This is a genomic window from Ureibacillus sp. FSL K6-8385 (assembly GCF_038593155.1).
GTDB classification, from domain to species: Bacteria; Bacillota; Bacilli; order Bacillales_A; family Planococcaceae; genus Ureibacillus; species Ureibacillus terrenus.
Genome location: NZ_CP151968.1, coordinates 744,501 through 769,946 on the forward strand (window position 1 = coordinate 744,501; position 25,446 = coordinate 769,946).

22 protein-coding genes and 1 pseudogene are annotated in these 25,446 nt (G+C 44.3%); 22 read left to right on the plus strand and 1 reads right to left on the minus strand.

Annotation, left to right across the window (positions count from 1 at the left end):
• Window positions 1-83 precede the first annotated feature (83 nt).
• Genes NST62_RS03555 through pyrE form a run of 8 tightly spaced genes read left to right on the plus strand, consistent with a single transcriptional unit; the run spans window position 84 to window position 9,525 of the window.
• A complete protein-coding gene (locus NST62_RS03555; RefSeq protein WP_141601502.1) occupies window positions 84-953 on the plus strand; it encodes an aspartate carbamoyltransferase catalytic subunit in 870 nt (289 codons plus the stop codon).
• A gap of 2 nt (window positions 954-955) precedes the next feature.
• Complete coding sequence (locus NST62_RS03560) at window positions 956-2,230, plus strand: dihydroorotase (RefSeq protein WP_141601503.1); 1,275 nt, start codon at window positions 956-958, stop codon at window positions 2,228-2,230.
• Complete coding sequence (locus tag NST62_RS03565) at window positions 2,230-3,327, plus strand: carbamoyl phosphate synthase small subunit (RefSeq protein ID WP_342463151.1); 1,098 nt, start codon at window positions 2,230-2,232, stop codon at window positions 3,325-3,327. The genes NST62_RS03560 and NST62_RS03565 overlap by 1 nt, the downstream gene beginning before the upstream one ends.
• Window positions 3,320-6,517 (plus strand): carbamoyl-phosphate synthase large subunit, encoded by a 3,198-nt coding sequence (gene carB / locus NST62_RS03570; RefSeq protein ID WP_342463152.1) that lies wholly within the window; start codon window positions 3,320-3,322, stop codon window positions 6,515-6,517. Before NST62_RS03565 ends, carB begins: the two co-directional genes overlap by 8 nt.
• Entirely contained in the window at window positions 6,514-7,287 is a 774-nt protein-coding gene (locus tag NST62_RS03575; RefSeq protein ID WP_141601506.1) for a dihydroorotate dehydrogenase electron transfer subunit, read from the plus strand. The genes carB and NST62_RS03575 overlap by 4 nt, the downstream gene beginning before the upstream one ends.
• The gene (locus tag NST62_RS03580; RefSeq protein ID WP_141601507.1) at window positions 7,284-8,198 is read left to right on the plus strand and encodes a dihydroorotate dehydrogenase; all 915 of its coding nucleotides are present in this window, start codon (window positions 7,284-7,286) and stop codon (window positions 8,196-8,198) included. The genes NST62_RS03575 and NST62_RS03580 overlap by 4 nt, the downstream gene beginning before the upstream one ends.
• Window positions 8,195-8,893 (plus strand): orotidine-5'-phosphate decarboxylase, encoded by a 699-nt coding sequence (gene pyrF, locus NST62_RS03585; RefSeq protein ID WP_141601508.1) that lies wholly within the window; start codon window positions 8,195-8,197, stop codon window positions 8,891-8,893. Before NST62_RS03580 ends, pyrF begins: the two co-directional genes overlap by 4 nt.
• The gene (pyrE, locus tag NST62_RS03590) at window positions 8,893-9,525 is read left to right on the plus strand and encodes an orotate phosphoribosyltransferase (protein ID WP_141601509.1); all 633 of its coding nucleotides are present in this window, start codon (window positions 8,893-8,895) and stop codon (window positions 9,523-9,525) included. Before pyrF ends, pyrE begins: the two co-directional genes overlap by 1 nt.
• A 142-nt stretch (window positions 9,526-9,667) precedes the next feature.
• Here the strand turns inward: pyrE and NST62_RS03595 are convergent, their stop codons facing one another.
• The gene (locus NST62_RS03595) at window positions 9,668-11,353 is read right to left on the minus strand and encodes an NFACT RNA binding domain-containing protein (protein WP_141601510.1); all 1,686 of its coding nucleotides are present in this window, start codon (window positions 11,351-11,353) and stop codon (window positions 9,668-9,670) included.
• Between the two features lie 150 nt (window positions 11,354-11,503).
• Here NST62_RS03595 and NST62_RS03600 point away from each other — a divergent pair, with 150 nt between their 5' ends.
• From NST62_RS03600 to NST62_RS03665, 14 genes and pseudogenes are all read left to right on the plus strand, one after another.
• Window positions 11,504-12,379, plus strand: coding sequence for a YicC/YloC family endoribonuclease (locus NST62_RS03600; RefSeq protein WP_141601511.1), 876 nt, complete (start codon window positions 11,504-11,506; stop codon window positions 12,377-12,379).
• Window positions 12,380-12,418: 39 nt separating this feature from the next.
• The gene (gene gmk, locus NST62_RS03605) at window positions 12,419-13,036 is read left to right on the plus strand and encodes a guanylate kinase (RefSeq protein ID WP_141601627.1); all 618 of its coding nucleotides are present in this window, start codon (window positions 12,419-12,421) and stop codon (window positions 13,034-13,036) included.
• A gap of 2 nt (window positions 13,037-13,038) precedes the next feature.
• On the plus strand, window positions 13,039-13,239 hold the full coding sequence (gene rpoZ / locus NST62_RS03610; protein WP_141601512.1) for a DNA-directed RNA polymerase subunit omega: 201 nt from the start codon (window positions 13,039-13,041) through the stop codon (window positions 13,237-13,239).
• An 80-nt stretch (window positions 13,240-13,319) separates the two neighbouring features.
• A pseudogene (coaBC, locus tag NST62_RS03615) lies at window positions 13,320-13,850 on the plus strand (bifunctional phosphopantothenoylcysteine decarboxylase/phosphopantothenate--cysteine ligase CoaBC); the annotation flags it as partial.
• 17 nt (window positions 13,851-13,867) lie between these two features.
• A complete protein-coding gene (gene priA / locus NST62_RS03620; protein ID WP_141601514.1) occupies window positions 13,868-16,279 on the plus strand; it encodes a primosomal protein N' in 2,412 nt (803 codons plus the stop codon).
• Between the two features lie 21 nt (window positions 16,280-16,300).
• Window positions 16,301-16,792 carry a peptide deformylase gene (gene def / locus NST62_RS03625; protein WP_342463153.1) on the plus strand — a complete coding sequence of 164 codons (492 nt, stop codon included), beginning with the start codon at window positions 16,301-16,303 and terminating at the stop codon, window positions 16,790-16,792.
• Window positions 16,793-16,794: 2 nt separating this feature from the next.
• Window positions 16,795-17,733: a methionyl-tRNA formyltransferase gene (gene fmt / locus NST62_RS03630; protein WP_328215007.1), complete on the plus strand. Its 939-nt coding sequence runs from the start codon at window positions 16,795-16,797 to the stop codon at window positions 17,731-17,733.
• A complete protein-coding gene (rsmB, locus tag NST62_RS03635; protein ID WP_141601517.1) occupies window positions 17,730-19,088 on the plus strand; it encodes a 16S rRNA (cytosine(967)-C(5))-methyltransferase RsmB in 1,359 nt (452 codons plus the stop codon). Before fmt ends, rsmB begins: the two co-directional genes overlap by 4 nt.
• A gap of 22 nt (window positions 19,089-19,110) precedes the next feature.
• A complete protein-coding gene (rlmN, locus tag NST62_RS03640) occupies window positions 19,111-20,247 on the plus strand; it encodes a 23S rRNA (adenine(2503)-C(2))-methyltransferase RlmN (protein ID WP_141601518.1) in 1,137 nt (378 codons plus the stop codon).
• Between the two features lie 5 nt (window positions 20,248-20,252).
• On the plus strand, window positions 20,253-20,999 hold the full coding sequence (locus NST62_RS03645) for a Stp1/IreP family PP2C-type Ser/Thr phosphatase (RefSeq protein ID WP_141601519.1): 747 nt from the start codon (window positions 20,253-20,255) through the stop codon (window positions 20,997-20,999).
• Between the two features lie 3 nt (window positions 21,000-21,002).
• A complete protein-coding gene (pknB, locus tag NST62_RS03650; protein ID WP_141601520.1) occupies window positions 21,003-22,982 on the plus strand; it encodes a Stk1 family PASTA domain-containing Ser/Thr kinase in 1,980 nt (659 codons plus the stop codon).
• An 11-nt stretch (window positions 22,983-22,993) separates the two neighbouring features.
• Entirely contained in the window at window positions 22,994-23,878 is an 885-nt protein-coding gene (rsgA, locus tag NST62_RS03655; RefSeq protein ID WP_141601521.1) for a ribosome small subunit-dependent GTPase A, read from the plus strand.
• A 2-nt stretch (window positions 23,879-23,880) separates the two neighbouring features.
• Window positions 23,881-24,543 carry a ribulose-phosphate 3-epimerase gene (gene rpe, locus NST62_RS03660; RefSeq protein ID WP_141601522.1) on the plus strand — a complete coding sequence of 221 codons (663 nt, stop codon included), beginning with the start codon at window positions 23,881-23,883 and terminating at the stop codon, window positions 24,541-24,543.
• Window positions 24,540-25,202: a thiamine diphosphokinase gene (locus tag NST62_RS03665; protein ID WP_141601523.1), complete on the plus strand. Its 663-nt coding sequence runs from the start codon at window positions 24,540-24,542 to the stop codon at window positions 25,200-25,202. The genes rpe and NST62_RS03665 overlap by 4 nt, the downstream gene beginning before the upstream one ends.
• Window positions 25,203-25,446: the final 244 nt, after the last annotated feature.

The window sequence follows — 25,446 nt, forward strand, 5'->3', positions numbered from 1 at the left end:
AGTGAGGCAAAAAAGGGGTCGAATGGCAAGGGCATGCTTGCCATCCCTCCTAAGCCTTTAAACCATATTAGGAGGAAACAAAAATGAAAAATTTACTTTCAATGGAATATTTAACAAATGATGATGTAATGGCAATTTTAGAAAGGGCAAGAGAATTTGAAAACGGCGCGGAACCGAAGTTGAACCGCTCCTATTATGTTGCAAATCTGTTCTTTGAACCGAGTACCCGGACAAAAACAAGTTTCGAAATGGCGGAACGGAAAGTGGGATGCACAGTCATTCCGTTCGAAGCCGGTTTTTCCAGCATCCTGAAAGGGGAAACATTGTACGATACGGTAAAAACTTTGGAAATGATTGGCCTTGACGCGGTCGTAATCCGGGCGAAAGAAGAAGAGTATTATAATGAATTGCTTGAGGGGATCAATCTCTCCATCATCAACGCCGGCGACGGGACAGGGCAGCATCCTTCCCAAAGTTTATTGGACTTGTATACGATTTATAAAGAATTTGGACGGTTTGAAGGGTTGACAGTAACAATAGTTGGAGATATTGCCCATAGCCGTGTGGCGAAATCGAATGCCATTGCATTGCGACGATTGGGGGTAAATGTGAAATTCCTCTGTCCTCCGGAATGGGCTGGCGATTTTGAAGCACAGCATTCATGGAACGGCCTTTTAGAAGAAAGCGACGTCATCATGCTCTTGCGCATTCAACATGAACGGCACGATGTACATTTTTCAAAAGAAAATTATCATCAACAATACGGATTGACAATTGAACGCGAAAAACAAATGAAAGATCATGCCATCATCATGCATCCTGCTCCGGTCAACCGGGATGTGGAAATTGCTTCGGAATTAGTGGAATGTAAACGTTCAAGGATTTTCCATCAAATTCGCAACGGGGTATTTATCCGGATGGCAATTCTCGAAACCATTTTGAAGGGGAGATAAATGTGGCAACATTCATTGAAAATATCAAAATGTTAAATGAGCAAGGGGAACTGGTTGAAACAACCATCACGATCGATGAGGGAAAAATTATTGCCATTGGCGGGCAGAAGCCGGATGGAGCCCAAGTAATCGATGGCAATGGAAATTTTGTGGCTCCGGGATTTGTCGATGTGCATGTCCATTTGCGTGAACCCGGATTCGAGCATAAAGAAACGATTGCAACAGGCACCCGTTCTGCCGCAAGAGGCGGATTTACGACGATTTGTGCCATGCCAAATACAAAGCCTGTTCCTGATTCCGTGGAAAATCTCGAATATGTAAAGGATTTGATCAAAAAGAGCGCGGTTGTCCGAGTTCTTCCTTATGGCTCCCTTACAATGAATGAAGCCGGCGAAAAGCGCACCAATATCGCCGAATTAAAATCCCATGGCGCTGTCGCTTTTTCGGATGACGGGGTCGGCGTCCAACAGGCTTCGACGATGTATGAACAAATGAAAGATGCGGCAAAAGTCGGCGCAATCGTCGTTGCGCACTGTGAGGACAACTCATTGATTTATGGCGGTGTCATGCACGAAGGAAAACGCAATAAGGAGCTGGGGCTGCCTGGTATTCCAAGCGTTTGCGAATCGGTGCAAATCGCGCGGGATGTTTTGCTTGCAGAGGCTGCAGGCGCAAGATACCACGTTTGCCACGTTTCCACAAAAGAATCCGTCCGTACGGTAAGGGATGCGAAAAAAGCAGGCATCCGCGTGACGGCGGAAGTTTGTCCACATCACTTGCTTTTGGAAGAAATGGATATTCCGAGCGATGATGCAAACTGGAAAATGAATCCTCCATTGCGTTCTTCAGAGGACAAAAAAGCGCTTATCGAAGGATTGCTTGATGGCACAATCGATTGCATCGCAACGGATCACGCACCCCATACCCAGGAAGAAAAGTGCTGCGGCATGGTGGGGGCTCCGTTCGGAATTGTAGGGTTTGAGACAGCTTTTCCGCTTCTATATACAAATTTTGTCGAAACAGGCATTTTTACCTTGAAGCAATTAGTGGACTGGATGACGATCAAGCCGGCCGAAATCTTCGATCTGCCTTATGGAAAAATTGAGGTAGGAGCTTCCGCGGATTTGACGATCATTGATTTAAATAAAGAAAAAACCGTCGATGCAAATGAATTTTACTCAAAAGGCCGCAATACGCCTTTTAATGGATGGAAAGCAAAAGGCTGGCCGGTGATGACAATCTTCGAAGGAAATGTCGTATATAAGGAGGAAGAATAATGAAAAAGCGTCTCTTAATTTTGGAAGATGGGACAGTATTTCAAGGGGAAGCATTCGGCAGCGACCGGGCAAGCCAAGGAGAAGTTGTATTCACAACGGGGATGACCGGTTACCAGGAATCCATTACCGATCCTTCCTTCTATGGTCAAATTGTTACGTTCACTTATCCGTTAATCGGAAACTATGGAATCAACAGCGACGATTTTGAAGCAATCTCCCCTGTAATCCGCGGGGTTGTTGTAAGAGAATTGACGAAAATTCCTTCCAATTTCCGATCTGAAACAACATTGGATGAGTACCTGAAAGAACATGATATTCCTGGAATCGAAGGGATCGATACGCGGAAATTGACACGCATCATCCGTTCAAAAGGTGCGGTTCGCGCGATGTTGACTGCGGCGGGCGAGGAAGTGAATGTTGAAGAAATCGTGAATCAGTTGAAAGAAACTCCTTATCTGAGAGACCATGTAAAACATGTATCTACAAAAGTGCCGTTCCCTAGCCCAGGAAGAGGAAAACGGGTAGTGCTGATGGACTTTGGAATGAAAAACGGAATTTTGCGGGAATTGAATAAACGGGATTGTGATGTTCTAGTTGTTCCTTATAATACACCTGCCGAGAAAATCTTGAATTTCCATCCGGAAGGAATTTTATTATCCAATGGACCGGGGAATCCGTCGGATGTAACAGAAGCCATTGAAACATTGAAACAATTAATCGGAAAAGTTCCGATGTTCGGCATCTGTTTAGGACATCAATTGTTGGCGCTTGCTTGCGGAGCGAAAAGCCGCAAATTGCCATTTGGACACCGAGGCGCAAACCATCCGGTAAAAAATCTTCAAACCGGCATTGTGGAAATCACTTCACAAAACCATGGTTATGTCATCGACGAAAATTCATTGGAAGGTACGGATTTGGAAATTACGCATGTTTCATTGAATGATGGAACAATCGAGGGATTGCGACATAAAAAATACCCGGTCTTTTCTGTACAATTCCATCCGGAGGCTTCTCCTGGACCGGAAGATTCGAACTACTTATTCGACGAGTTTATCAAATTAATGGAACAAGCAGGGGAGGTAAAACAACATGCCTAAACGCACAGACATTGAGAGCATTCTAGTTATTGGTTCAGGTCCGATCGTCATTGGACAGGCTGCAGAATTCGATTATTCCGGAACGCAAGCTTGTCTTTCATTAAAAGAAGAAGGATATCGGGTGATTCTTATAAACTCAAACCCTGCAACGATTATGACAGATACCCAAATTGCGGACAAAGTATATATCGAACCGATTACGTTGGAGTTTGTTTCCCGGATCCTGCGCAAAGAAAGACCTGACGCCATTCTTCCTACACTAGGAGGGCAAACAGGTTTAAATATGGCGGTGGCTCTGCAAAAATCAGGCATTTTGGATGAATTGGGCATCGAAATTTTGGGTACAAAATTGGATGCGATCCATAAAGCGGAAGACCGTGAAATGTTCCGTCAATTGATGTTTGAATTGGGAGCCCCTGTTCCTGAATCTGATATTGTGCACAACCTGGATGAAGCGAAAGCGTTTGTTGAAAAAATCGGTTATCCGGTAATTGTCCGCCCTGCATTCACTCTTGGAGGTACAGGCGGCGGTATTTGCCATAACGAACAAGAGTTAGAAGAAATTGTAACAAGCGGCTTGAAGTACAGCCCGGTAAACCAATGTCTTCTTGAGAAGTCCATTGCGGGCTACAAAGAAATTGAATTTGAGGTAATGCGCGACTCAAAAGACAATGCCATCGTTGTCTGCAGCATGGAAAACGTTGACCCGGTCGGCATCCATACGGGGGATTCCATCGTCGTAGCGCCTGTCCAAACGCTGACTGACCGCGAATATCAAATGTTGAGAAACATCGCGCTGGATATTATCCGCGCATTAAAAATCGAAGGCGGATGCAACGTTCAGTTGGCCCTTGATCCGAACAGCTTCAATTATTATGTGATTGAAGTGAATCCTCGGGTATCCCGTTCATCTGCATTGGCATCAAAAGCAACCGGATATCCGATTGCGAAAATTGCCGCGAAAATCGCTGTCGGCTTGACATTGGATGAAATCAAAAACCCGGTAACCGGCACTACATATGCCGACTTTGAACCTTCCGTAGACTATGTGGTTGCCAAAATACCGCGTTGGCCGTTCGATAAATTCGAATCTGCAAAACGCAATTTGGGTACGCAAATGAAAGCTACAGGAGAAGTGATGGCTCTTGGACGCACGTTTGAAGAAGCGATTTTAAAAGCGGTGCGTTCCCTTGAAACTGGCCAATTCCACCTAGATTTGAAACATGCGGAGCAATATGATGATCACTGGGTGGAAAAACGCATCAGAAAAGCCGGCGACGAACGCCTCTTCTTCATTGCCGAAGCAATGCGCCGGGGCGTAAGTGTGGAACAAATCCATGAATGGTCCCAAATCGATTTATTCTTCTTATATAAATTGAAAAACATCATCGATATGGAAACGGTTTTGAAAGAAAACAAAGGAGATTTGGAAGTTCTAAGACAGGCAAAACGCATGGGCTTTTCCGATCCGAAAATCGCAGAGCTTTGGGATATGGATGCGGCGGAGGTTTATGAATTGCGCAAAGCGAACGGCATTGTGCCCGTATATAAAATGGTCGACACTTGCGCGGCAGAATTCGAATCCGCGACACCTTACTACTACGGAACGTATGAGGAAGAAAATGAATCCATCGTTTCCGATAAACCGTCCGTCATCGTTATTGGTTCAGGGCCAATCCGGATCGGGCAAGGTATCGAGTTCGACTATGCCACTGTGCATTCCGTTTGGGCGATCCAAGAGGCCGGCTATGAAGCGATTATTATCAACTCCAACCCTGAAACAGTTTCAACAGACTTCTCTATTTCCGATAAACTTTACTTTGAGCCTCTGACAATCGAAGATGTGATGCATATCATCGATTTGGAAAAACCGGTTGGGGTTGTCGTGCAATTCGGCGGGCAAACAGCCATCAATCTGGCAGACAAACTTGCAGCCCATGGAGTGAAAATTTTAGGCACATCCCTTGAAAATATCGACCGAGCTGAAAGCCGCGACTTGTTTGAACAAGCATTAAAAGAATTGGAAATTCCGCAACCTGAAGGGGATACGGCGGTTTCATTGGATGAAGCGCTGGAAATCGCAAAACGGATCGGCTTCCCGGTATTGGTACGCCCTTCATACGTACTTGGCGGCCGTGCAATGGAAATCGTTTATAACGAAGAAGAATTGAAGCATTATATGGAAAATGCGGTGGAAGCTTCTCCGGATCATCCGGTATTGATTGACCGCTACTTAACAGGAAAAGAAGTGGAAGTCGATGCCATTTCCGATGGCGAAAATGTGTTGATTCCTGGAATTATGGAACATATTGAACGCGCAGGGGTACACTCCGGCGACTCCATTTCCGTATATCCTCCTCAAAGCTTGACAAAAGAGCAAATCGATACGATTGTGGATTACACAACACGTTTGGCAAGAGGATTGAACATCGTTGGACTTATGAACATCCAATACGTCATTTCTGACGGAAATGTCTATGTAATTGAAGTAAACCCTCGCGCATCAAGAACGGTGCCATTCTTGAGCAAGATTACAAACATTCCGATGGCGAATGTCGCAACAAAAGTGATTTTGGGCCAATCCATTGTGGATCAAGGCTACCAAACAGGCCTTGTCGAAGAGAAAAAAGGCGTATATGTGAAAGTGCCGGTATTCAGCTTCGCAAAACTTCGCCGCGTCGATATCACCCTTGGCCCTGAAATGAAATCCACAGGGGAAGTCATGGGTAAAGATGTGACTTTGGAAAAAGCGTTATATAAAGGTCTGGTTGCATCCGGCATTGAAATCAAACCATTCGGAACCGTTTTGTTCACTGTAGCGGATAAAGATAAAGAAGAAGCGGTAGGCATTGCCAAACGCTTCCAGGCTGTCGGATACCGCATCATGGCAACGGAAGGAACAGCGAAAAAATTTGCAGAGGCCGGCATCCGGGCAGAAGTTGTAGAAAAAATCGGCGGCAAAGGAAAAACATTGGTGGATGTCATCCAAAATGGAGAAGTGCAAGTGGTGATCAATACATTGACGAAAGGAAAACAGCCTGCGCGCGACGGTTTCCGCATCCGCCGGGAAACAGTGGAAAATGGAATTCCTTGCTTGACATCCCTCGATACAGCAAATGCTTTGATTACAGTCATTGAATCAATGACATTCGCCATTGAAGAAATGCCAAAATCGGAGGTATACTCATGATCCAGCAAGAACGCATGACTGTCGTTCGTCAGAGGGAGATTGCGAAAAATATTTTCGAAATGACTTTGCAAGGACAAATTGTTCAGGAGATGACTCCTGGACAATTTGTTCATATACGGGTTTCGAATTTATTGGATCCGCTTCTTCGGCGCCCTATCAGCATTGCCAGCATACAAAAGGATTCGAATGAATTTACGGTTATTTATCGTGTCCAAGGCAGAGGAACGAATGTTTTATCCCAAAAGCAAATTGGAGATGAAGTCGATGTATTAGGTCCTCTGGGCAATGGGTTCCCGGTTGATGCTGTTCAGGAGGGACAAACGGCCCTGCTTGTCGGCGGCGGCATCGGTGTTCCCCCCCTTTACGAACTTTCAAAGCAGTTAAATGACCGCGGCGTCCGCACCATCCACGTATTCGGTTTTCAAACGGAAGAGGCGTGCTTTTATGAGGAGGAGTTTACAAAGTTAGGCGAAACGTATTACGTCACGAATGACGGTTCCAAAGGATTCAAAGGGTTCGTGACGGATTTGTTGAATGAATTGAAGCCGGATTTTGATGTCTTTTATTCTTGCGGGCCCCTTCCAATGTTAAGAGCCCTCTCGTCCATGTATGAAAATAAAAAGGGATATTTGTCACTTGAAGAACGGATGGGCTGCGGCATCGGCGCATGTTTTGCATGCATTTGCAGAACCGAGGAAGGACAAGAGAAAGACTATGTAAAAATTTGTTCAGATGGCCCTGTATTCGAGAAAGGGGTTGTGAAAATATGAATCGGCTGGATATCCAACTCCCAGGTTTAGATTTGAAAAATCCCATCATGCCTGCTTCCGGATGCTTCGGATTTGGCCGCGAATTTGCCCAATTGTACGATTTATCGAAGTTGGGCGCCATCATGATCAAGGCGACGACCGTGAAACCGCGCCTCGGCAATCCGACTCCGCGGGTAGCGGAAACTCCCGCAGGGATGTTGAATGCCATCGGTCTTCAAAATCCGGGGCTAGAGAAAGTCATGGCAGAGGAATTGCCATGGTTGGAGCGGTATGATGTGCCGATTATTGCCAATGTTGCAGGTTCAACGACAGAGGATTATGTGGAAGTTGCCCGCCGCATATCAACAGCCCCAAATGTAAAAGCATTGGAATTAAATATTTCCTGTCCAAACGTCAAGCAGGGGGGCATTACCTTTGGAACGGATCCGGTGGTTGCCCGGGAGCTTGTTGAGCAGGTGAAGGCGGTTTCGAAAGTCCCTGTATATGTGAAACTGTCGCCGAACGTGACAAATATTGTGGAAATGGCACAGGCAGTCGAAATTGGCGGAGCCGACGGAATTACCATGATCAATACATTAATCGGCATGCGATTGGACGAAAAAACCGGCAAACCATTAATTGCCAATGTGACGGGAGGATTATCCGGTCCGGCCGTTAAACCGATTGCCATCCGAATGGTTTATGAAGTGTATAAAGAAGTGGATATTCCGATTATCGGAATGGGGGGCGTATCTTGCGTCCAAGATGTCATCGATTTCATGTCCGCCGGTGCATCCGCGGTGGCAGTGGGAACGATGAACTTTGTCGATCCGTTCATCTGCCCGAAACTGATTGATGAATTGCCGGCAAAATTGGACGAACTTGGAGTGAAACATATTAAAGAAATTATCGGAAGGAGCCACCGCCCATGACAAAACCGATTATCGCCTTAGATTTTCCGGGTGAACAAGAGGTTTTTCGATTCTTGAACCATTTTGATGAGAAACTGTTTGTAAAAGTGGGAATGGAGCTTTTTTATCAGGAAGGTCCCGATATTGTGCGAAAAATAAAAGCGATGGGGCATGACATTTTCCTGGATTTAAAACTCCATGATATTCCCAATACGGTGAAATCCGCAATGAAAGGGCTCGCCCGTCTGGGGGTGGATTTGGTCAATGTCCATGCGGCAGGAGGCAAGCGCATGATGGAAGCGGCCCTCGAAGGTCTGGAAGAGGGAAGTACCGGGAAAAGGCCGATGCTGATTGCGGTGACCCAATTGACATCGACGACCGAAGAACAAATGCAAAAGGAACAACGGATTCCTTTAACCTTGCTGGAGTCGGTATTGCATTATGCAGAACTGACAAAAGAAGCGGGACTGGATGGCGTTGTGTGCTCGGTCCATGAAGCGAAACAGATTGCAGAACGCTGCGGGGACTCCTTCATCCGGGTGACCCCGGGAATCCGTTTGCCAGGAGGGGACGTCCATGATCAAAAACGGGTGGCGACTCCGGATTTTGCCCGGAAGAACGGTTCCACTTACATTGTGGTCGGACGCGCGGTGACAAAAGCGGAAAATGTTGTGGAAGCCTATAAAGAAGTATGTCGACTTTGGGAGGGACAATAATGGCGATTGAAAAAGAAATTGCTCAAATTATGCTGAAAGTCGGTGCGGTTGAATTAAATCCGAACGAATTATTTACTTGGGCAAGCGGAATCAAATCACCGATCTATTGCGATACTCGATTGACGATCTCCTATCCGGAAGCAAGAAAACAAATTGCGAAAGGTTTGGCGGAGAAAATCAAGGAACATTTTCCTGAGACTGAGGTGGTTGCCGGTACGGCGACGGCAGGAATCCCCCATGCCGCCTGGGTGAGCGACCTGCTGCAACTTCCTATGGTGTATGTGCGCTCTAAGCCTAAAGATCATGGTCGGGGCAATCAAATCGAAGGAAAAATTGAGCCGGGCCAAAAAGTGGTCGTGGTGGAAGACATCATTTCCACAGGAGGTTCGTCCCTCACGGCAGTGAATGCGTTGAGAGAAGCCGGATGTGAAGTGGTCGGAGTTGTATGTGTATATACATACAATTTGCCAAAAGCGGAAGAAGCTTTTGAAAATGCGGGCGTGAAATATGTCAGCTTGACAAACTTCGATTATTTAATTGAAGCGGCTGAAGAATCAGGCGCCATCAAAGCCGAAGATATCCCGTTCTTGAAAAATTGGCACGAAGATTTGAAAGCGGGAAGATTGCAATAAAAAAATCTCCTGAATCCTGAATGATTCAGGAGATTTTTTTTTGCAAAAATCCCGGTAACCTTTCCGGAAGTGACGCTTTCATATAGAGGAAATCGGCAAAGCGGCATTTCCATCTGCAAACCGGGATTTCCGTTCCATTTAATCATTCTTTTTTCTTTAATTTCAAGACAACTTCTTCATCCGGCGTGACGTAGAGAGTTTTTTGTTCAAAATAAATGACGAAGCCCGGTTTTGCGCCATTCGGTTTTTTGACATGGCGGATTTGGGTATAGTCTACAGGGACGGAAGAAGAATTTCTTGCTTTACTGAAATAGGCGCTTAAGATGGCCGCTTCTTTCAAGGTCGTGTCGTCCGGATTGCCGGAATGAATGACGACATGGGAACCGGGAATGTTTTTTGTATGAAGCCAAATATCACTCTTTTTTGCCAGTTTAAATGTTAAGTAGTCGTTCTGTTTGTTGTTTTTGCCGACGGAAATCGGGATGCCTGTGGATGAAATGAATGTTTCCGGCGATGGTTTTGTTTGCTTGTGATTTTTTTGTTTTTTGTTCCGTTTTTTCAAATACCCTTGTTCGGCAAGTTCTTCCCTGATTTCTTCGATATCGGCCGGACTTGCCTGCTGAACCTGGTTTAACAGCATTTCGAAATATTCAATTTCTTCATTGGTTTTCTCGATTTGTTCGTTCACCCGGATCAGTGCGTTTTTCGCCTTGTTATATTTTGTATAGTAGCTTTGGGCGTTTTCGATCGGGGTTTTCCTTTCATCGAGCGGTATTGTCATTTCTTCATTATTGTAGTAATTTGTTACGGTCACTTCTTTCATTCCCTTGCGCAATTGATATAAATTGGCCATCAGTAGTTCGCCATATAATTGGTATTGGTCCCGTTTCGAAGCTTCATCCAAATCTTTATGTAATTTCTTCAATTTCGTTTTCAGTTTGTTGATTTCGTTATGCAGGAAGCGTTCCAAATCTCCCGCCTGCTGTTTTACCCGGTCCCGTTCCGCCCGGGCGTAAAACACCCGGTCGAGAAGGGAGCTCAGGTCCTCAAAATGTACCGTTTTTCCCGTCAAATGCGTAATGGCAGCCGATGAAAAATAAGGCTTGCCTTCCGCTTCCAAATATGTAGGGTTTGCGCCTGTTGTCACTTCTTTGATGAAAGAGCGGTATGCCTCCAACTTTTGGCCTTCCTTCATCCTATGCAATAATTCTTTTGCATGGAAAGGAGAAAATCCGGCAAAATGGGCCACCACCTCCCGCGGTGTTTTTTCGGACGAGAAGAATGCTTCAACTACTTCATCCGGCACGGTTTCCGGATTTACTTTATTCTGCACGGGCGGATGAATATATTCAACCCCGGGAAGCACCGTCCGGTAACTATTTACAGAAGGCGGCAAGTGTTTTAAACCATCGATGATTTTATTGGTTTCACCGTCAACCAAAATCAAATTGCTGTGTTTTCCCATTATTTCAATGATCAATTTTCGTCCGACCAAATCGCCGATTTCATTTTTGCTTTCAATATGAAAAGTGATGACCCGCTCGAAACTGTCATTTTCAATGCGGGTAATAATGCCGCCTTCAATGTGCTTTCTCAAAAGCATACAGAACATCGGCGGTTCCTGCGGATTTTCAATCGCTTCTTTTGTTATGTGAACCCGGGCATAAGATGGGTGAATGGAGAATAACAGTTTTTCCGTTTTCCCCTTTGCGCGGATTTGCAGCACCACTTCCATCGCGTTTGGCTGATGAACTTTCGAAATACGGCCGGTTTCAAGTTTTTTCAGTTCATTGATGATCGCAACTGTAAATAATCCATCAAATGCCATACTGCTTCCTCTTTTCTAATACATTGATGTACACTATTTTATCATTTTTCTGCCAAAGTGCATTGATTCTATACAAATAATGATTCAAGCGTTATAATTTTCTAATCATGTGTTATAATTGGAGCATAGCATAGAAAGGTGTGACGAACCTTGGTGCGTAGCATGACTGGTTTTGGCAGAGGTGTCACAACCACGAATGATTATCAACTGACTGTTGAAATCCGCTCGGTAAACCACCGATTTTTAGAAATCTATACGAAGTTTCCAAAAGAGTGGCTGGAGTTGGAACTCGTTGCCAAAAAAATTATTTCCCAGTATGTAAAGCGCGGGAAATTTGATTGTTTAATAAATTTAAAGTTAACCGGCGAAGAAGTAAAAGATTTTAAAATTAACTGGCCTCTGATCGAAGCCTACAAAAATGCGAAAAATGAACTTCGCCAAGTTCTTCCGATGGATGAACAATATTCGATGCAGGAAGTCCTTTCATTGGAAGGGGCCCTGATTTATGAAAAGAAGGAACTGACTCCCGAAGAACTCGCTTCAAGCATGGAACAAGCCGTCCGTGAAGCGATGGAAAAATTGGTGGAAATGAGGAAGCGGGAAGGGCAGGAATTGAAGCAAGTGTTGTTGCAATATAACGAGGAGCTAAAACAACAGGTGAAGTTTATCCGGGATCATTCACAGGATGCCGTAAAAAAATATAGGGAAAAACTGAAGGAACGTTTGGCGGAAATTGTGAATGCGGAAGAATTGGATGACCGGATTCTTGCTGAAGTTGCCCTTTTCGCTGAACGGATTGATATATCGGAGGAACTGGACCGGTTGGAAAGTCACTTTCAGCAATTAAAAGAAACGTTGGAGGAAGAAAATTCCATCGGCCGGAAATTGGATTTCCTCATGCAGGAAATGTTAAGAGAGATTAATACGATCGGATCAAAAAATCAATCAGTCATCATTTCACCGGTCGTTGTACAATCAAAAACGATATTAGAAAAAATGAGAGAACAAGTTCAAAATATTGAATAATCGTGGAAAAGTAGCATTAAGGAGAGTAGTATGGGAACAATGGAAAAAGAGCGCGGATTATTAATTGTTCTTTCCGGCCCTTCCGGTGTCGGCAAAGGGACGGTAAGAAAAGAGCTTTTTAAACAGCCGAATACAAATTATGAATATTCCATTTCAGTGACAACCCGAAAACCCCGGGAAGGCGAAGTGGATGGGGTCGATTATTTTTTTGTGAGCAGGGAAGAATTTGAGAAAATGATCAAAGAGGGAAAGCTGCTTGAATATGCCGAATTTGTCGGAAACTATTATGGCACTCCCCTCGATTATGTAAATTCCACATTGGATGCCGGACGCGATGTATTTTTGGAAATCGAAGTTCAAGGCGCGGCCCAAATCCGCGAAAAAGTTCCTGAAGCTCTTTTCATTTTTCTAGCTCCACCCAGCCTGTCGGAGTTGGAAAGACGATTAATAGAACGCGGTACAGAGTCGGAAGATGTGATCAAACAGCGAATCGAAACAGCCAAAGAAGAGCTGGAAATGATGAAATTGTATGATTATGTTGTAGAAAACGACGAAATTCAAAAAGCGTGCGAAAAAATAAATGCCATTATTATGGCGGAACATTGCCGACGTGAGCGGGTTGAAAAAAGATATCTATCCATGTTGAAAGGAGAATGAATATGCTCTATCCTTCTATTGATGTATTAAAGGAAAAAGTGGATTCCAAATATACTTTGGTTACGATAGCGGCAAAACGTGCCCGTGAAATTCAGGAATTTGGAAACTTGAAATTAAGCGAGTATAAATCTTTGAAACCGGTTGGAAAAGCATTGGAAGAAATTGCTGCAGGTGTCATCCAGATTGAAAATGAAGAAAAATAGCAGACAAGTTGATTAAAGTAACTACGAACAGCTCCCGGAGAACTTTCTTTGGGAGCTTATCCTTTGAAAGGGTGAAAATGATGAAACGAAACATTTTACTTGGCGTCAGCGGCGGCATAGCAGTTTATAAAGCGGTTGCATTAGTCAGCAAATTAACCCAGGCGGGATTTAATGTGAAAGTCATCATGACCGAATCCGCGATGAAATTTGTAACCCCTCTATCTTTTCAAGTGATGTCCAAAAACGATGTGTATATTGATACATTTGACGAAAAAGATCCAAGCACCATCGCCCATATCGAATTGGCGGACTGGGCGGATCTGATCATTGTTGCTCCGGCGACAGCCAATATTATTGGGAAACTGGCAAACGGCATCGCGGATGATATGCTCACAACCACTCTGCTTGCCGCGACATGTCCCGTATGGATTGCACCGGCCATGAATGTTCATATGTATGACCATCCTGCTGTAAAACGCAATATCGCCCGGCTCTATGAAGACGGCTATGGTTTTATTGAACCGTCCGAGGGGTACCTGGCATGTGGATACGTTGGGAAAGGCCGCTTGGAAGAACCTGAAAAAATTACGGAATTAGTCATTCACTTTTTTGAAAGCGAAGGGAAACAATGAAAATTGCAGAAGTGATCGTGGACGTATCCGCATACCCTGTCGATCGGCCTTTTGACTATCTAATTCCTGATGAGATGGAAGAATTGATTGAATGCGGATGCCGGGTAAAAGTTCCATTTGGTGCGCGAAATATTCTTGGCTTTGTCGTGGGGATCAAAAATGATACGGATGTGCCGCCGGATAAATTGAAACCCGTTTCCTCATTGCTTGATATTGAACCGGTATTAACGAAAGAAATGATGGAATTGGCAAAATGGATGAAAAATGAAACGATTTCCTACGAAATTGATTGTCTGCAAGTGATGATTCCATCGGCGTTAAGGGCAAAATATGAAAAAATGGTCGTTCTGGAGACCGATGCCGAAAATTTGGAAGAACCGCTGCGCACAGTCTTTCGGCGGACGACAAAAGCGAATTATAAAGAGCTTGAAAAACAAAATTTATTGATTCCTTTGAAGAAAGCGTTAAAGGAGAAATGGGTTTCCATTGAAACTGTTGTCAAACAAAAAGGAACGATCAAGGAGATCCGCAAAGTAAAAATTTCCGAAGACAAAGATTTTCTTCAAAAGGTTTATGAAAACCTGTCAAACCGTGCGAAAAAACAAAAACAGCTGCTTTTATGGATGCAGCAGCATGCGGGGGAAATCATCGAACCGGAAGTGATTTATCGCAAAACCGATAGTTCCCCGCAAGTGCTGCAAGCGGTCATCGGGCACGGTGCGGCCGAATTTGTTATGGAAGAAGTCTATCGCAATCCATTTAAAAAGGATGTCGGGAAAACAGACTTTTTTACGCTGACAGAGGAGCAGGAAAAAGCCCTGCAGCCCATTGTGGATGCGATGGACAACCATTCCCCCGAAACCTTTTTGTTGCATGGCGTGACGGGAAGCGGGAAAACGGAAGTGTACTTGCAGGCCATCCAGCATTGCATCCAGCAAGGGAAAGAAGCTATTGTCCTTGTGCCGGAAATTTCCCTGACCCCACAAATGACAAACCGTTTCCGTTCAAGATTTGGCGAGCTTGTCGCGGTAATGCACAGCGGGCTTTCCATCGGAGAAAAGTTCGATGAATGGCGGAAAGTCCACCATCGGAAAGTGAAGGTGGTCGTTGGTGCCCGTTCGGCCGTTTTTGCCCCTTTTGAGAATGTCGGGCTGATCATCATTGATGAGGAGCATGAAACTTCTTATAAGCAGGAGGATTCCCCTAGATACCATGCAAGGGATGTGGCCATCTGGAGAAGCAAATATCATCGTTGCCCGGTGATTTTGGGCAGCGCCACTCCAAGTTTGGAATCCTATGCCAGGGCCAGAAAGAACGTTTATAAATTATTGACGCTGAAGGAAAGGGCGTTGAAACAATCCCTTCCTTCGGTGGAAATTGTGGATATGCGGAAAGAATTGAAAAAGGGAAACCGTACCATGTTTTCCGAAAAATTGGCCGAGGCGATCCGCGGGCGGTTGGAAAAGAATGAACAAATTGTTCTGTTCCTCAACCGGAGAGGCTACTCCTCCTTTGTGCTGTGCCGGGACTGCGGAACGGTGATGCAGTGTGAAAATTGCGATATTTCCTTGACCTATCATCGGTATAACGAGAAGCTGAAATGCCATTATTGCGGTTATGAGCAGCCGGTTCCCGCAATTTGTCCACTATGCGGAAGCGACCATATACGGTATTTTGGCACCGGCACTCAGAAAGTGGAAGAGGAATTGACAAAACTTTTTCCGGGTGCGAGGGTACTCCGGATGGATGTTGATACGACCAAACGGAAAGGCGCCCATGAACGGATTTTGGAGGATTTTGGAGCAGGCAAGGCGGATATTTTGCTTGGAACCCAAATGATCGCAAAAGGATTGGATTTTCCGAACATCACCCTTGTCGGCGTGTTAAGCGCGGATACTTCTTTGCATTTGCCCGATTTCCGCGCGGCGGAACGCACCTTTCAGCTGTTGACCCAAGTCAGCGGCCGGGCGGGGAGGGCGGAAAAACCCGGGGAAGTCATTATTCAGACATACTCACCGGAACATTATGCCATCCAATTTGCAAAAGCTCAGCAATATGAACCTTTTTATGAGAGGGAAATGCTGATGCGCCATGAAGCGGATTATCCGCCATATTATTATATTGCCCTCGTTCAAGTTTCCCATGAAGATTTGCTCGTGTCTGCGGAATACGCAAAAAAGTGCGCCGATTATCTTCGTTCCCGGCTGTCATTCAATGCCTCCATTATCGGGCCGACGACGGCAGGCATTGTCCGTCTGCAAAATAGATATCGCTATCAATGTCTGATAAAATACAAAATAGAACCAAATTTAATTCCAACTTTTTTACAATTAATGAAAATTTATCGAACTGACTGGATGAAAAAGGGAATTACTTTAACAATCGATTTGAATCCAACAATGATATAGATATATAGAAAGAGGTTAACCATGATCAGAGAAATTGTGAAACACCCCGCGAAGATATTGTCGCAGCCCTGCGAAAAAGTGACGGAAATCAATGAGGAAATCATTGCCTTATTGGATGATATGTATGAAACGATGACGGAATATGACGGAATGGGCCTTGCCGCCCCTCAAGTGAATGTTCCGCTCCGCATTGCCATCGCTGAGCTGGGGGAAGAACGCACATTAATTGAAATGATTAATCCGACGGTGATTGAAACAGAGGGGTCTTCCGTAGATATTGAAGGCTGTTTGAGTTTTCCTGGTCTTTACGGAGAAGTGGAAAGGCCTTCCTATGTCAAAATTGAAGCCTATGATCGATACGGACGAATTTACCAGTTGGAAGCGGAGGATTATGACGCCCGCTGCATTTTGCATGAAATCGATCACTTAGATGGAATCTTATTCAATTCTAAAATTATCCGTGCTTATACAGAAGAAGAATTGGAAGAGATGCTTGAGGAGGAGGAAGAATAAATATGACCAAAATCGTATTTATGGGAACACCGGATTTTTCTGTACCGATTTTGCGCATGCTACATGAAGAAGGATATGACATTGCCGCAGTTGTAACCCAACCGGACCGTCCTGTTGGAAGAAAGCGCGTCCTTACTCCTCCTCCCGTAAAGGAAGAAGCGCTCCGACTGGGGTTGAAGGTGCTTCAGCCGGAGAAATTGAAAGGTTCGGAAGAATTAAAAGAAATTATCAATTTACAGCCGGATTTAATCGTAACTGCCGCATTCGGCCAGATTTTGCCGAAAGAATTGCTGGAAGCGCCCAGATTGGGCTGCATTAATGTACATGCATCGCTATTGCCAAAATACCGGGGAGGAGCCCCGATTCACCAGGCGATTATGGATGGGGAAGAGAAAACGGGCGTAACCATTATGTATATGGCGGAAAAATTGGATGCAGGGGATATCATCTCCCAAAGGGAAATCCCAATTGAAGAGACGGACCACACCGGCATTTTATTTGAAAAGCTCAGCCTGTTGGGAAGAGATTTATTGAAAGATACGCTTCCAAGCATCATTGCCGGCACAAATGACCGCATCCCCCAAGATGAAAGCAAAGCGACTTATGCTCACAATATCACAAGGGAACAGGAACGGATCGATTGGTCAAAAAGCGCCCGGGAAATCTACAATCAAGTGCGAGGCCTTCATCCATGGCCTGTTGCCTATACAACCTATAAAGGGGATATTGTAAAAATTTGGTGGGCCCAAGTTGGCGGTTCAAAAACGGAAGGCCGCCCCGGGGAAGTTGTCAAAATTGAAAAGGATTATTTTGAAGTAGCCGCCGGAGAAGGAACCCTTAAAATCCTGGAATTGCAGCCTGCAGGGAAAAAACGCATGTCAGCGGAAGACTATTTGCGCGGTGTAGGTTCAAAATTGCAGATTGGGGATTTCTTTGAATGAGAAACAGGAAGAAGAAAAATCCAGTTTGGAACGGCAATGTCAGGGATGCAGCGCTCAGCATCCTGTTGGCGGTGGATCAAAATCAGGCCTATTCCAACCTGTTGTTAAATCAAACCATCAATAAATATCAAATTGGAGCGAAAGACCGTGCTTTGCTGACGGAGTTGACCTATGGAACGCTGCAATATAAATATGCCCTGGATTATTATTTGGAGCCGTTCATCCGCGGAAAAGTCGATCCTTGGGTCCGATGGCTGCTTCGATTATCGGTTTATCAAATTGCCTATTTAACAAAAATTCCTGAACATGCCATTGTCAATGAAGCGGTGGAAATCGCCAAAAGACGCGGACATAAAGGCATTGCTTCGATGGTGAACGGCATTTTGAGATCCATCTTAAGGATGGGGATTCCTTCCCTTGAAAAGATCAAAGATCCGATTGACCGGATTGCCATTGAAACAAGCCATCCCCGTTGGATTGTGGAATTATGGGTTGAATCATATGGATTGGATACCGCAGCGGCTATGCTAAAAGCGAACAATCTTCCCCCGAAGCAAACCGTCCGCGTGAATACATTGAAAGCTACAGCTGAAGAAGTAATTGCGCTGTTGGCAAAAGAAGGGGTCCGGGCAGAGCGGAGCCAAGTGATTCCGGAATGTCTCGTTCTTTTAAACGGCCAAGCTGCGAGAACCGAGGCATTTCGAAATGGCCTCATTACCATTCAGGATGAAAGTTCGATGGTTCCTGCCATCGTACTGAATCCAAAACCGGGTGAGAGAGTGTTTGATATGTGCGCAGCTCCCGGAGGAAAAACGACCCAATTGGCGGAAATCATGAAAAATAATGGGTCGATTCTCGCGGCAGATCTTCATCCCCATAAATTGGCTTTAATTGAAGAAAGCTGTGCCCGGCTTGGCATCCATATTGTTGAAACGGTGCCATTGGACGGAAGAAAAGCAGGGGAACAGCTTCAGCCGGAATCATTCGATGCGATACTGGTAGATGCTCCATGCTCGGGGCTCGGGGTAATCCGTCGAAAACCGGATATTAAATATACAAAAAGGGAAGAAGATTTTGAACGTTTGCATGAATTGCAATTGGATTTGCTAAAGAATGCGTTCAAACTATTAAAGCCCGGAGGAAGATTGGTCTATAGTACATGTACCGTAAACAAAATAGAAAATGAGGGAACAGTTCAGGCATTTTTATCGTCCCACCCGGAGATGAAACTTGAACCGATTCGGCATCTGCCGGAAATGCTAAAGGAAAAACAGCAAGAAGGCATGCTGCAAATCTTTCCTCAGGATTTTGGCAGTGACGGTTTCTTCATTGCCGCATTTACAAAAGTTCAATAATAAAGGAGAATCCCAATCAAGAATGAACAGCGATATTTTGAATAAACGGATTAATGAATTGGTCGAGCATATCAATACACCCGAGAAGCGCAAGAAAAAAGAAAATTCAAACTTAAAAGAATCCATCTATACCTTTACCTTGGATGAATTGAAAGAGTGGTTGCAGGAACAGGGGGAGAAGCCTTTCCGGGCAGCGCAAATTTATGACTGGCTATACAATAAGAGGGTAAAAACCTTTGATGAAATGACCAATTTGCCGAAGCAATTGCGTGAGAAGTTAAAAGAACGCTTTGCGCTGTCAACGCTTTCCACCATCGTAAAACAGGAGTCAAAAGATGGCACAATAAAATTTTTATTTGAACTGCAGGACAACTACTCCATTGAAACGGTTTTAATGCGCCATGATTATGGAAATTCCGTCTGTGTCACATCGCAGGTGGGGTGCCGAATCGGCTGCACCTTCTGCGCATCCACGCTTGGCGGTCTGAAAAGACATCTGCTTGCCGGAGAAATTGTGGAGCAGGTGGTCAAAGTGCAACAGGCATTGGATGAAGCGGGTGAAAGGGTATCCCATGTAGTGGTGATGGGAATCGGCGAACCTTTCGATAACTTTGATGCGCTGATGAAATTTTTACGGGTGATTAATCATGAAAAGGGACTGAACATTGGCGCCCGTCATATTACCGTATCCACTTCAGGTATCATCCCTAAAATTTACCAGTTTGCCGATGAAAAACTCCAAATCAATTTTGCTTTATCACTGCACGCTCCAAATCAGGAACTGCGGGAGCGGTTGATGCCAATCGCCCGTGCTTACAAGCTGGATCAATTGATGGAAGCGATTCGCTACTATACGGAAAAAACGGGCCGCCGAGTCACTTTTGAATATGGATTGTTTGGAGGAGTGAACGATTCCATCGAGCATGCGGAAGAATTGGCAAATCTCATAAAAGGAATCAAATGCCATGTCAATCTGATACCGGTAAACTATGTGCCGGAACGGAATTATGTGCGTACACCGAGAAACCAAATTTTTGCTTTTGAAAGAGCGTTAAAAAAGAAGGGCATCAATGTAACTATCCGCAGGGAACATGGTTCCGACATTGATGCGGCGTGTGGACAATTACGGGCGAAAGAGAGAGTTCACGAGACGAGGTGACAAATGTGAAGTTTACTGTGGAAAGTGATGTCGGGAGAAAAAGAGTCATCAATGAAGATCGGGCAGCATTTTTGGAGCGCCCCGATTCATTGAAACTGGCGTTGCTCGCCGATGGCATGGGCGGTCATAACGCCGGTGATGTCGCCAGCGAAATGGCTATCCAGGAGATGACAAATTATTTTCTGCAAAAGGAATTTCAAAATCCCAGCATAGAAGAAAAGCGCCAATGGATGGAAGAGTCCATCGCCAACATCAATGAAAAAATCTATAACTATTCATTGGAAAATGAACATTGCAAAGGCATGGGAACGACTTTCATAGCGGTGCTGATCGACAAAAATCATTGCCTGATCGGCCATATTGGCGACAGCCGGGTATATCATTTTACCTCCAACAGTGTTGATTTGATAACAAGGGATCATTCGTACGTCAACATATTGGTCGATAGCGGAGAAATCAGCGAAGAAGAGGCGCAAAATCATCCGCAAAAGAATTTAATCGTCAAAGCATTGGGAACGGAGCCGACCATCGAGCCGGATTTCTATGAATTGACATTAAAAGAATATTCTTATCTTCTAATTTGCTCGGACGGCTTAAGCAATAAAATTTCAACGGATGAAATGGCCGCCATTATCACCTATCCGATGCCGATTGCCGAAAAGGGAAGAAAACTTGTACAGCTTGCGAATGATAGCGGAGGGGAAGACAATATATCCTTGATTTTGCTGATGATGACGGAAGAGGAGGTGTAACCTATGCTGGAAGGGAAACGCATTAACGACCGCTATAAAATCATCAAACATATTGGCGGCGGGGGCATGAGCAATGTCTATCTGGCACATGACCTGATCTTGAACAGGGATGTGGCAATTAAAGTTTTGCGATATGATTCATCGAATGAAGAAGAAAGCATGCGCCGGTTTCAAAGGGAAGCGTTGTCTGCAACAAGTTTGACCCATCCGAACATCGTCAGTATTTATGATGTCGGCGAAGACGGAGACATGCATTATATCGTAATGGAGTATGTAAAAGGAAAAACGCTGAAGCAGTACATAAAAGAAAATGCTCCCCTTTCCCCTGCTCGAAGCGTCCAAATCATGAAGCAATTGACGAGCGCCATCAGCCATGCCCATGAAAATCATATCATCCATCGGGATATCAAGCCGCAAAATATTTTAATGGATGAAGAGGGCAATGTGAAAATAACGGATTTCGGAATTGCCACTTCCCTGGCTGCTACCAGTTATACAAAGACGAATTCCGTCATCGGCACAGTCCATTATTTATCTCCGGAACAGGCACGCGGAGGAGTGGCGACGAAAAAATCCGATATTTATGCATTAGGAATCGTATTGTATGAACTCCTTACAGGTGAAGTGCCTTTTTCCGGCGAATCTCCCGTTTCCATCGCCTTGAAACATTTGCAGGCAGAAATTCCGTCTGTCCGTGATTTCGATGCATCCATCCCGCAAAGTTTGGAAAATGTCATTTTAAAAGCGACAGCGAAAAATCCGGATCACCGGTATGCTTCGGTAGATGAAATGGCGGAGGATCTAGAAACCGTTTTGTCACCTTCAAGGCAAAATGAACCGAAATTCCGCCCTCCTATAGACAACGAAGAAACAAAAGCTTTTCCAATCATAAAGGGGCCAATGCCGATTGATGAAATGGCAAACACAAAAGAAATAAAACCGTCCATTTCAAAAAATCGCGATTCAGATAGTAAAATAATAAAAAACGGCAGCGAAGAGAAAAAAACAAATAAACAAAAGAAAAAAAGAAAAAAATTATGGTCAATTATAGGAGCTGCAGCACTACTTTTCATCATCGGTTTCATCGTGCTCATCAATCTGATTTTGCCGGATAAAGCGGAAATTCCGGATGTATCGAATATGGAAGTCGAAGAAGCGACTGAAACCCTTGAAAAGGCCGGATTTGTTGTCGGTGAGATACGGGAAAAGAATTCCGATGAAATTGAAGAAGGATTGGTCATTGAAACGGATCCGAAAGCCGGTTTGACAAGGGTGAAAGGGACGAAAATCGATTTAATCGTATCCATCGGTTCCGAAAAGCTGGAAATGAAAGATTATATAGGAAAACAATTAACTCAGGCGCTTTCCATCCTTGAGGATCAATTTAAAGACGTCAAAGTGATAGAAGAATATTCCAGTCAGCCGGAAGGAACCATCATCGGCCAGGATCCTGAACCGGGCGAAGAGGTGGTGCCGGAAGAGACGGTTGTCACTTTGACGGTAAGCAAAGGCAAACAAATTGGCACGGTGGCCGATTTAACCGGCTTTAATCAATCAGCGATGCGGGAATATGAAAAGAATACCGGTTTTAAAATTAAAATCGTTGAAGAGGTGTACTCGGATGATATTCCGGCAGGAAGCGTCGTTTCTCAAGATCCGAAACCAAATACGAAATTGGAAATTGGCGGAACAATTAATGTAACCATTTCAAAGGGGCCTAAACAAAAACTGGAAAAATTATATGTAACTAATGTTACCATCCCTTATGATCATGCGCTGATGGGAAAAGAGCAAAAGGTACGAATCTTCATTCAGGACAAAAACAATACAATGGCGAAGCCTTATGATGAATTTACAATCACGGAAGATAAGACTTACCAAATTCAATTGGTGATCCAGGAAGGTTCAACTGCGGCATACCGAATTGAAAAAGATTCCATTGTCATTGAAGAAAAAACAATACCGTACGACAGAGTAGAATAGGGAGGAATGGGATGCCAAATGGTCAAATTCGGAAAGCATTAAGCGGATACTACTATGTATACGACGAGGGAAAAGTCTATAGATGCCGCGGACGAGGGGTTTTCCGGAAACGGGGGGAACAACCTCTCGTCGGCGATTTTGTAGAATATGCAATTGAAAAAGAAGGATCCGATGGGGTCATCAAAAAAATTTTTCCCAGAAAAAACGCGCTGGTCCGTCCGCCAATTGCAAATGTTGACCAAGCATTGCTCGTTTTCTCAGTCAAAGAGCCGGATTTTAATCTTATATTATTGGACCGGTTTTTAGTAGTATTGGAATCTCACCGGATCAATCCGATTATTTGTTTATCCAAAATGGATTTGCTTTCGGAAGATGAAACAGCGGAAATCAAAGAATATATGAAAATATATCGGGAAATAGGATATGAAGTGATCGGTACTTACAAAAACGATCCGGAACTATATGGAAAACTGGAACCTTTGCTGAAAGGAAAAACGACGGTTTTAGCTGGACAATCCGGTGTCGGAAAGTCCACTTTATTAAACACTTTAATTCCTGAGCTTAATTTAAAAACGGGGGAAATTTCCTACAGCCTCGGGAGGGGCAAACATACAACGCGCCATGTGGAATTGATCGAAGTGGCCGGAGGACTTGTCGCGGATACGCCGGGATTCAGTTCCCTCGATTTTGATCATATCGAAAAAGAAGAGCTGACCGCATGTTTTCCTGAATTTGAAAGAAGAAAAGATGAATGCAAATTCCGCGGATGCCTTCATTTGAAAGAACCGAAATGCGCAGTAAAATTGGCGGTGGAATATGGAGACATCCAAAAGTTCCGTTATGAACATTACCTTGAATTTTTACAAGAAATCATTGATCGAAAGCCGAGGTATTAATCATGATTAAAATTGCTCCATCAATACTATCAGCAAATTTTTCAAAGTTGGTAGAAGAAGTAAAAGAAGTGGAAGAAGCGGGGGCAGATCTCATTCATATCGATGTGATGGACGGGCATTTCGTTCCGAACATCACAATGGGGCCGATTGTTGTCGAAGCCCTGCGACCGGTGACTGCATTGCCGCTGGATGTGCATTTAATGATCGAGAATCCCGATCAATACATCGAAGTTTTTGCAAAAGCGGGTGCGGATTGGATATCCGTACATGTGGAAGCTTGTCCACATTTGCATCGCACCATTCAATTGATCCGCTCCTTTGGAGTAAAGCCTGGGGTGGTATTAAATCCCCATACTCCAATCGAAATGATCCAACACGTGCTGGGAGATGTGGATTTTGTATTGTTAATGACCGTAAATCCCGGTTTTGGCGGACAAAAGTTCATTGACAGCGTCGTTCCAAAAATAGAAGCCCTCTCCAACCTCATTAAAGAAAAGGGATATGATGTAGAAATTGAAGTGGACGGGGGAATTACGGAAGAAACGGTTGTTCCGTGCGCAAAGGCGGGAGCGACGATTTTTGTTGCAGGTTCCGCCATTTACAATAAAAAAGACCGGAAAGCTGCATTACAAGCAATTAAAATGAGTGGTGAGAGTGCGGTTTGACAAAAAATAAAATTTTGATTTGCGCCGGCGGTCCCAAATATGAATTGTGTTCCTTTGAAGGATTTAAAAAAGAAAAAGGAATGTATTTTATCGGAGCGGACCGGGGCGCCCTTTATCTCCTTGAAGAAGGCATCGTTCCCCATGAGATCATCGGAGATTTTGATTCGCTGTCTGAAGAAGAGTGGGAATTGATTCGCAGGAAAGTAAAAAAAATTGAAAAGCACCGGGCGGAAAAAGATGAAACCGATACCGATCTGGCACTGCTGAAAGCCATAACTTATAATCCGAAAGAAATATTGGTTACCGGGGTAACGGGGGGACGCCTCGACCATTTTGAAGCGGCCGTACGTTCCCTCTATCATATGAAATCACATTATCCCCACATTGAACATAAAATTATTAATAGACATAACGAAATTAGCATGTTGCTTCCCGGCAAGCATAAGATTGTAAAGAATGACCAATATCGATATTTATCATTCTTTTCCTTTGAACAAGCGGTGGAAAACGTAACATTGCGCGGAGTGAAATATGAGACGACCGCAGAAAGAATCGAAGTGGGGTCAAGCAGGTTTACCAGCAACGAGCTGGTAGGCGAGGAAGGTTATATCTCTTTTTCATCAGGCATATGTTTAATGATAAGAAGCAGTGACTTATAAGGAGGGTTCACAGGTGCGAGTTTATACTTTCCAATTGCCAAAGTTTTTAAGCAATCTCACCCGCTCTTGCATTAATTTATTTTCAGGCAGCAATAGAAAGAAAAAGAAAAAAGAGTAATTTTCTTTTTGTCTTTATTTTGGCATCATCGATTTTATACTTTGCAGACGGCCACCCAATCAGCAGGGTGGTATTTTTTTGAATAAAAAAGTGTAAATAAAGCGGGAAAAGCCGGCTTTACTTACA

Excerpts from the sequence above, each read along its gene's own strand:
- gmk (WP_141601627.1), top strand. The coding sequence starts at position 12,419 with ATGGAAAAAGAGCGCGGATTATTAATTGTTCTTTCCGGCCCTTCCGGT.
- priA (WP_141601514.1), top strand. The coding sequence starts at position 13,868 with ATGAAAATTGCAGAAGTGATCGTGGACGTATCCGCATACCCTGTCGAT.
- pyrF (WP_141601508.1), top strand. The coding sequence starts at position 8,195 with ATGACAAAACCGATTATCGCCTTAGATTTTCCGGGTGAACAAGAGGTT.
- def (WP_342463153.1), top strand. The coding sequence starts at position 16,301 with ATGATCAGAGAAATTGTGAAACACCCCGCGAAGATATTGTCGCAGCCC.
- rlmN (WP_141601518.1), top strand. The coding sequence starts at position 19,111 with ATGAACAGCGATATTTTGAATAAACGGATTAATGAATTGGTCGAGCAT.
- carB (WP_342463152.1), top strand. The coding sequence starts at position 3,320 with ATGCCTAAACGCACAGACATTGAGAGCATTCTAGTTATTGGTTCAGGT.
- NST62_RS03580 (WP_141601507.1), top strand. The coding sequence starts at position 7,284 with ATGAATCGGCTGGATATCCAACTCCCAGGTTTAGATTTGAAAAATCCC.
- NST62_RS03595 (WP_141601510.1), bottom strand. The coding sequence starts at position 11,353 with ATGGCATTTGATGGATTATTTACAGTTGCGATCATCAATGAACTGAAA.
- NST62_RS03555 (WP_141601502.1), top strand. The coding sequence starts at position 84 with ATGAAAAATTTACTTTCAATGGAATATTTAACAAATGATGATGTAATG.
- rsmB (WP_141601517.1), top strand. The coding sequence starts at position 17,730 with ATGAGAAACAGGAAGAAGAAAAATCCAGTTTGGAACGGCAATGTCAGG.
- NST62_RS03565 (WP_342463151.1), top strand. The coding sequence starts at position 2,230 with ATGAAAAAGCGTCTCTTAATTTTGGAAGATGGGACAGTATTTCAAGGG.
- pyrE (WP_141601509.1), top strand. The coding sequence starts at position 8,893 with ATGGCGATTGAAAAAGAAATTGCTCAAATTATGCTGAAAGTCGGTGCG.
- pknB (WP_141601520.1), top strand. The coding sequence starts at position 21,003 with ATGCTGGAAGGGAAACGCATTAACGACCGCTATAAAATCATCAAACAT.
- NST62_RS03575 (WP_141601506.1), top strand. The coding sequence starts at position 6,514 with ATGATCCAGCAAGAACGCATGACTGTCGTTCGTCAGAGGGAGATTGCG.
- rpe (WP_141601522.1), top strand. The coding sequence starts at position 23,881 with ATGATTAAAATTGCTCCATCAATACTATCAGCAAATTTTTCAAAGTTG.
- rpoZ (WP_141601512.1), top strand. The coding sequence starts at position 13,039 with ATGCTCTATCCTTCTATTGATGTATTAAAGGAAAAAGTGGATTCCAAA.
- fmt (WP_328215007.1), top strand. The coding sequence starts at position 16,795 with ATGACCAAAATCGTATTTATGGGAACACCGGATTTTTCTGTACCGATT.
- rsgA (WP_141601521.1), top strand. The coding sequence starts at position 22,994 with ATGCCAAATGGTCAAATTCGGAAAGCATTAAGCGGATACTACTATGTA.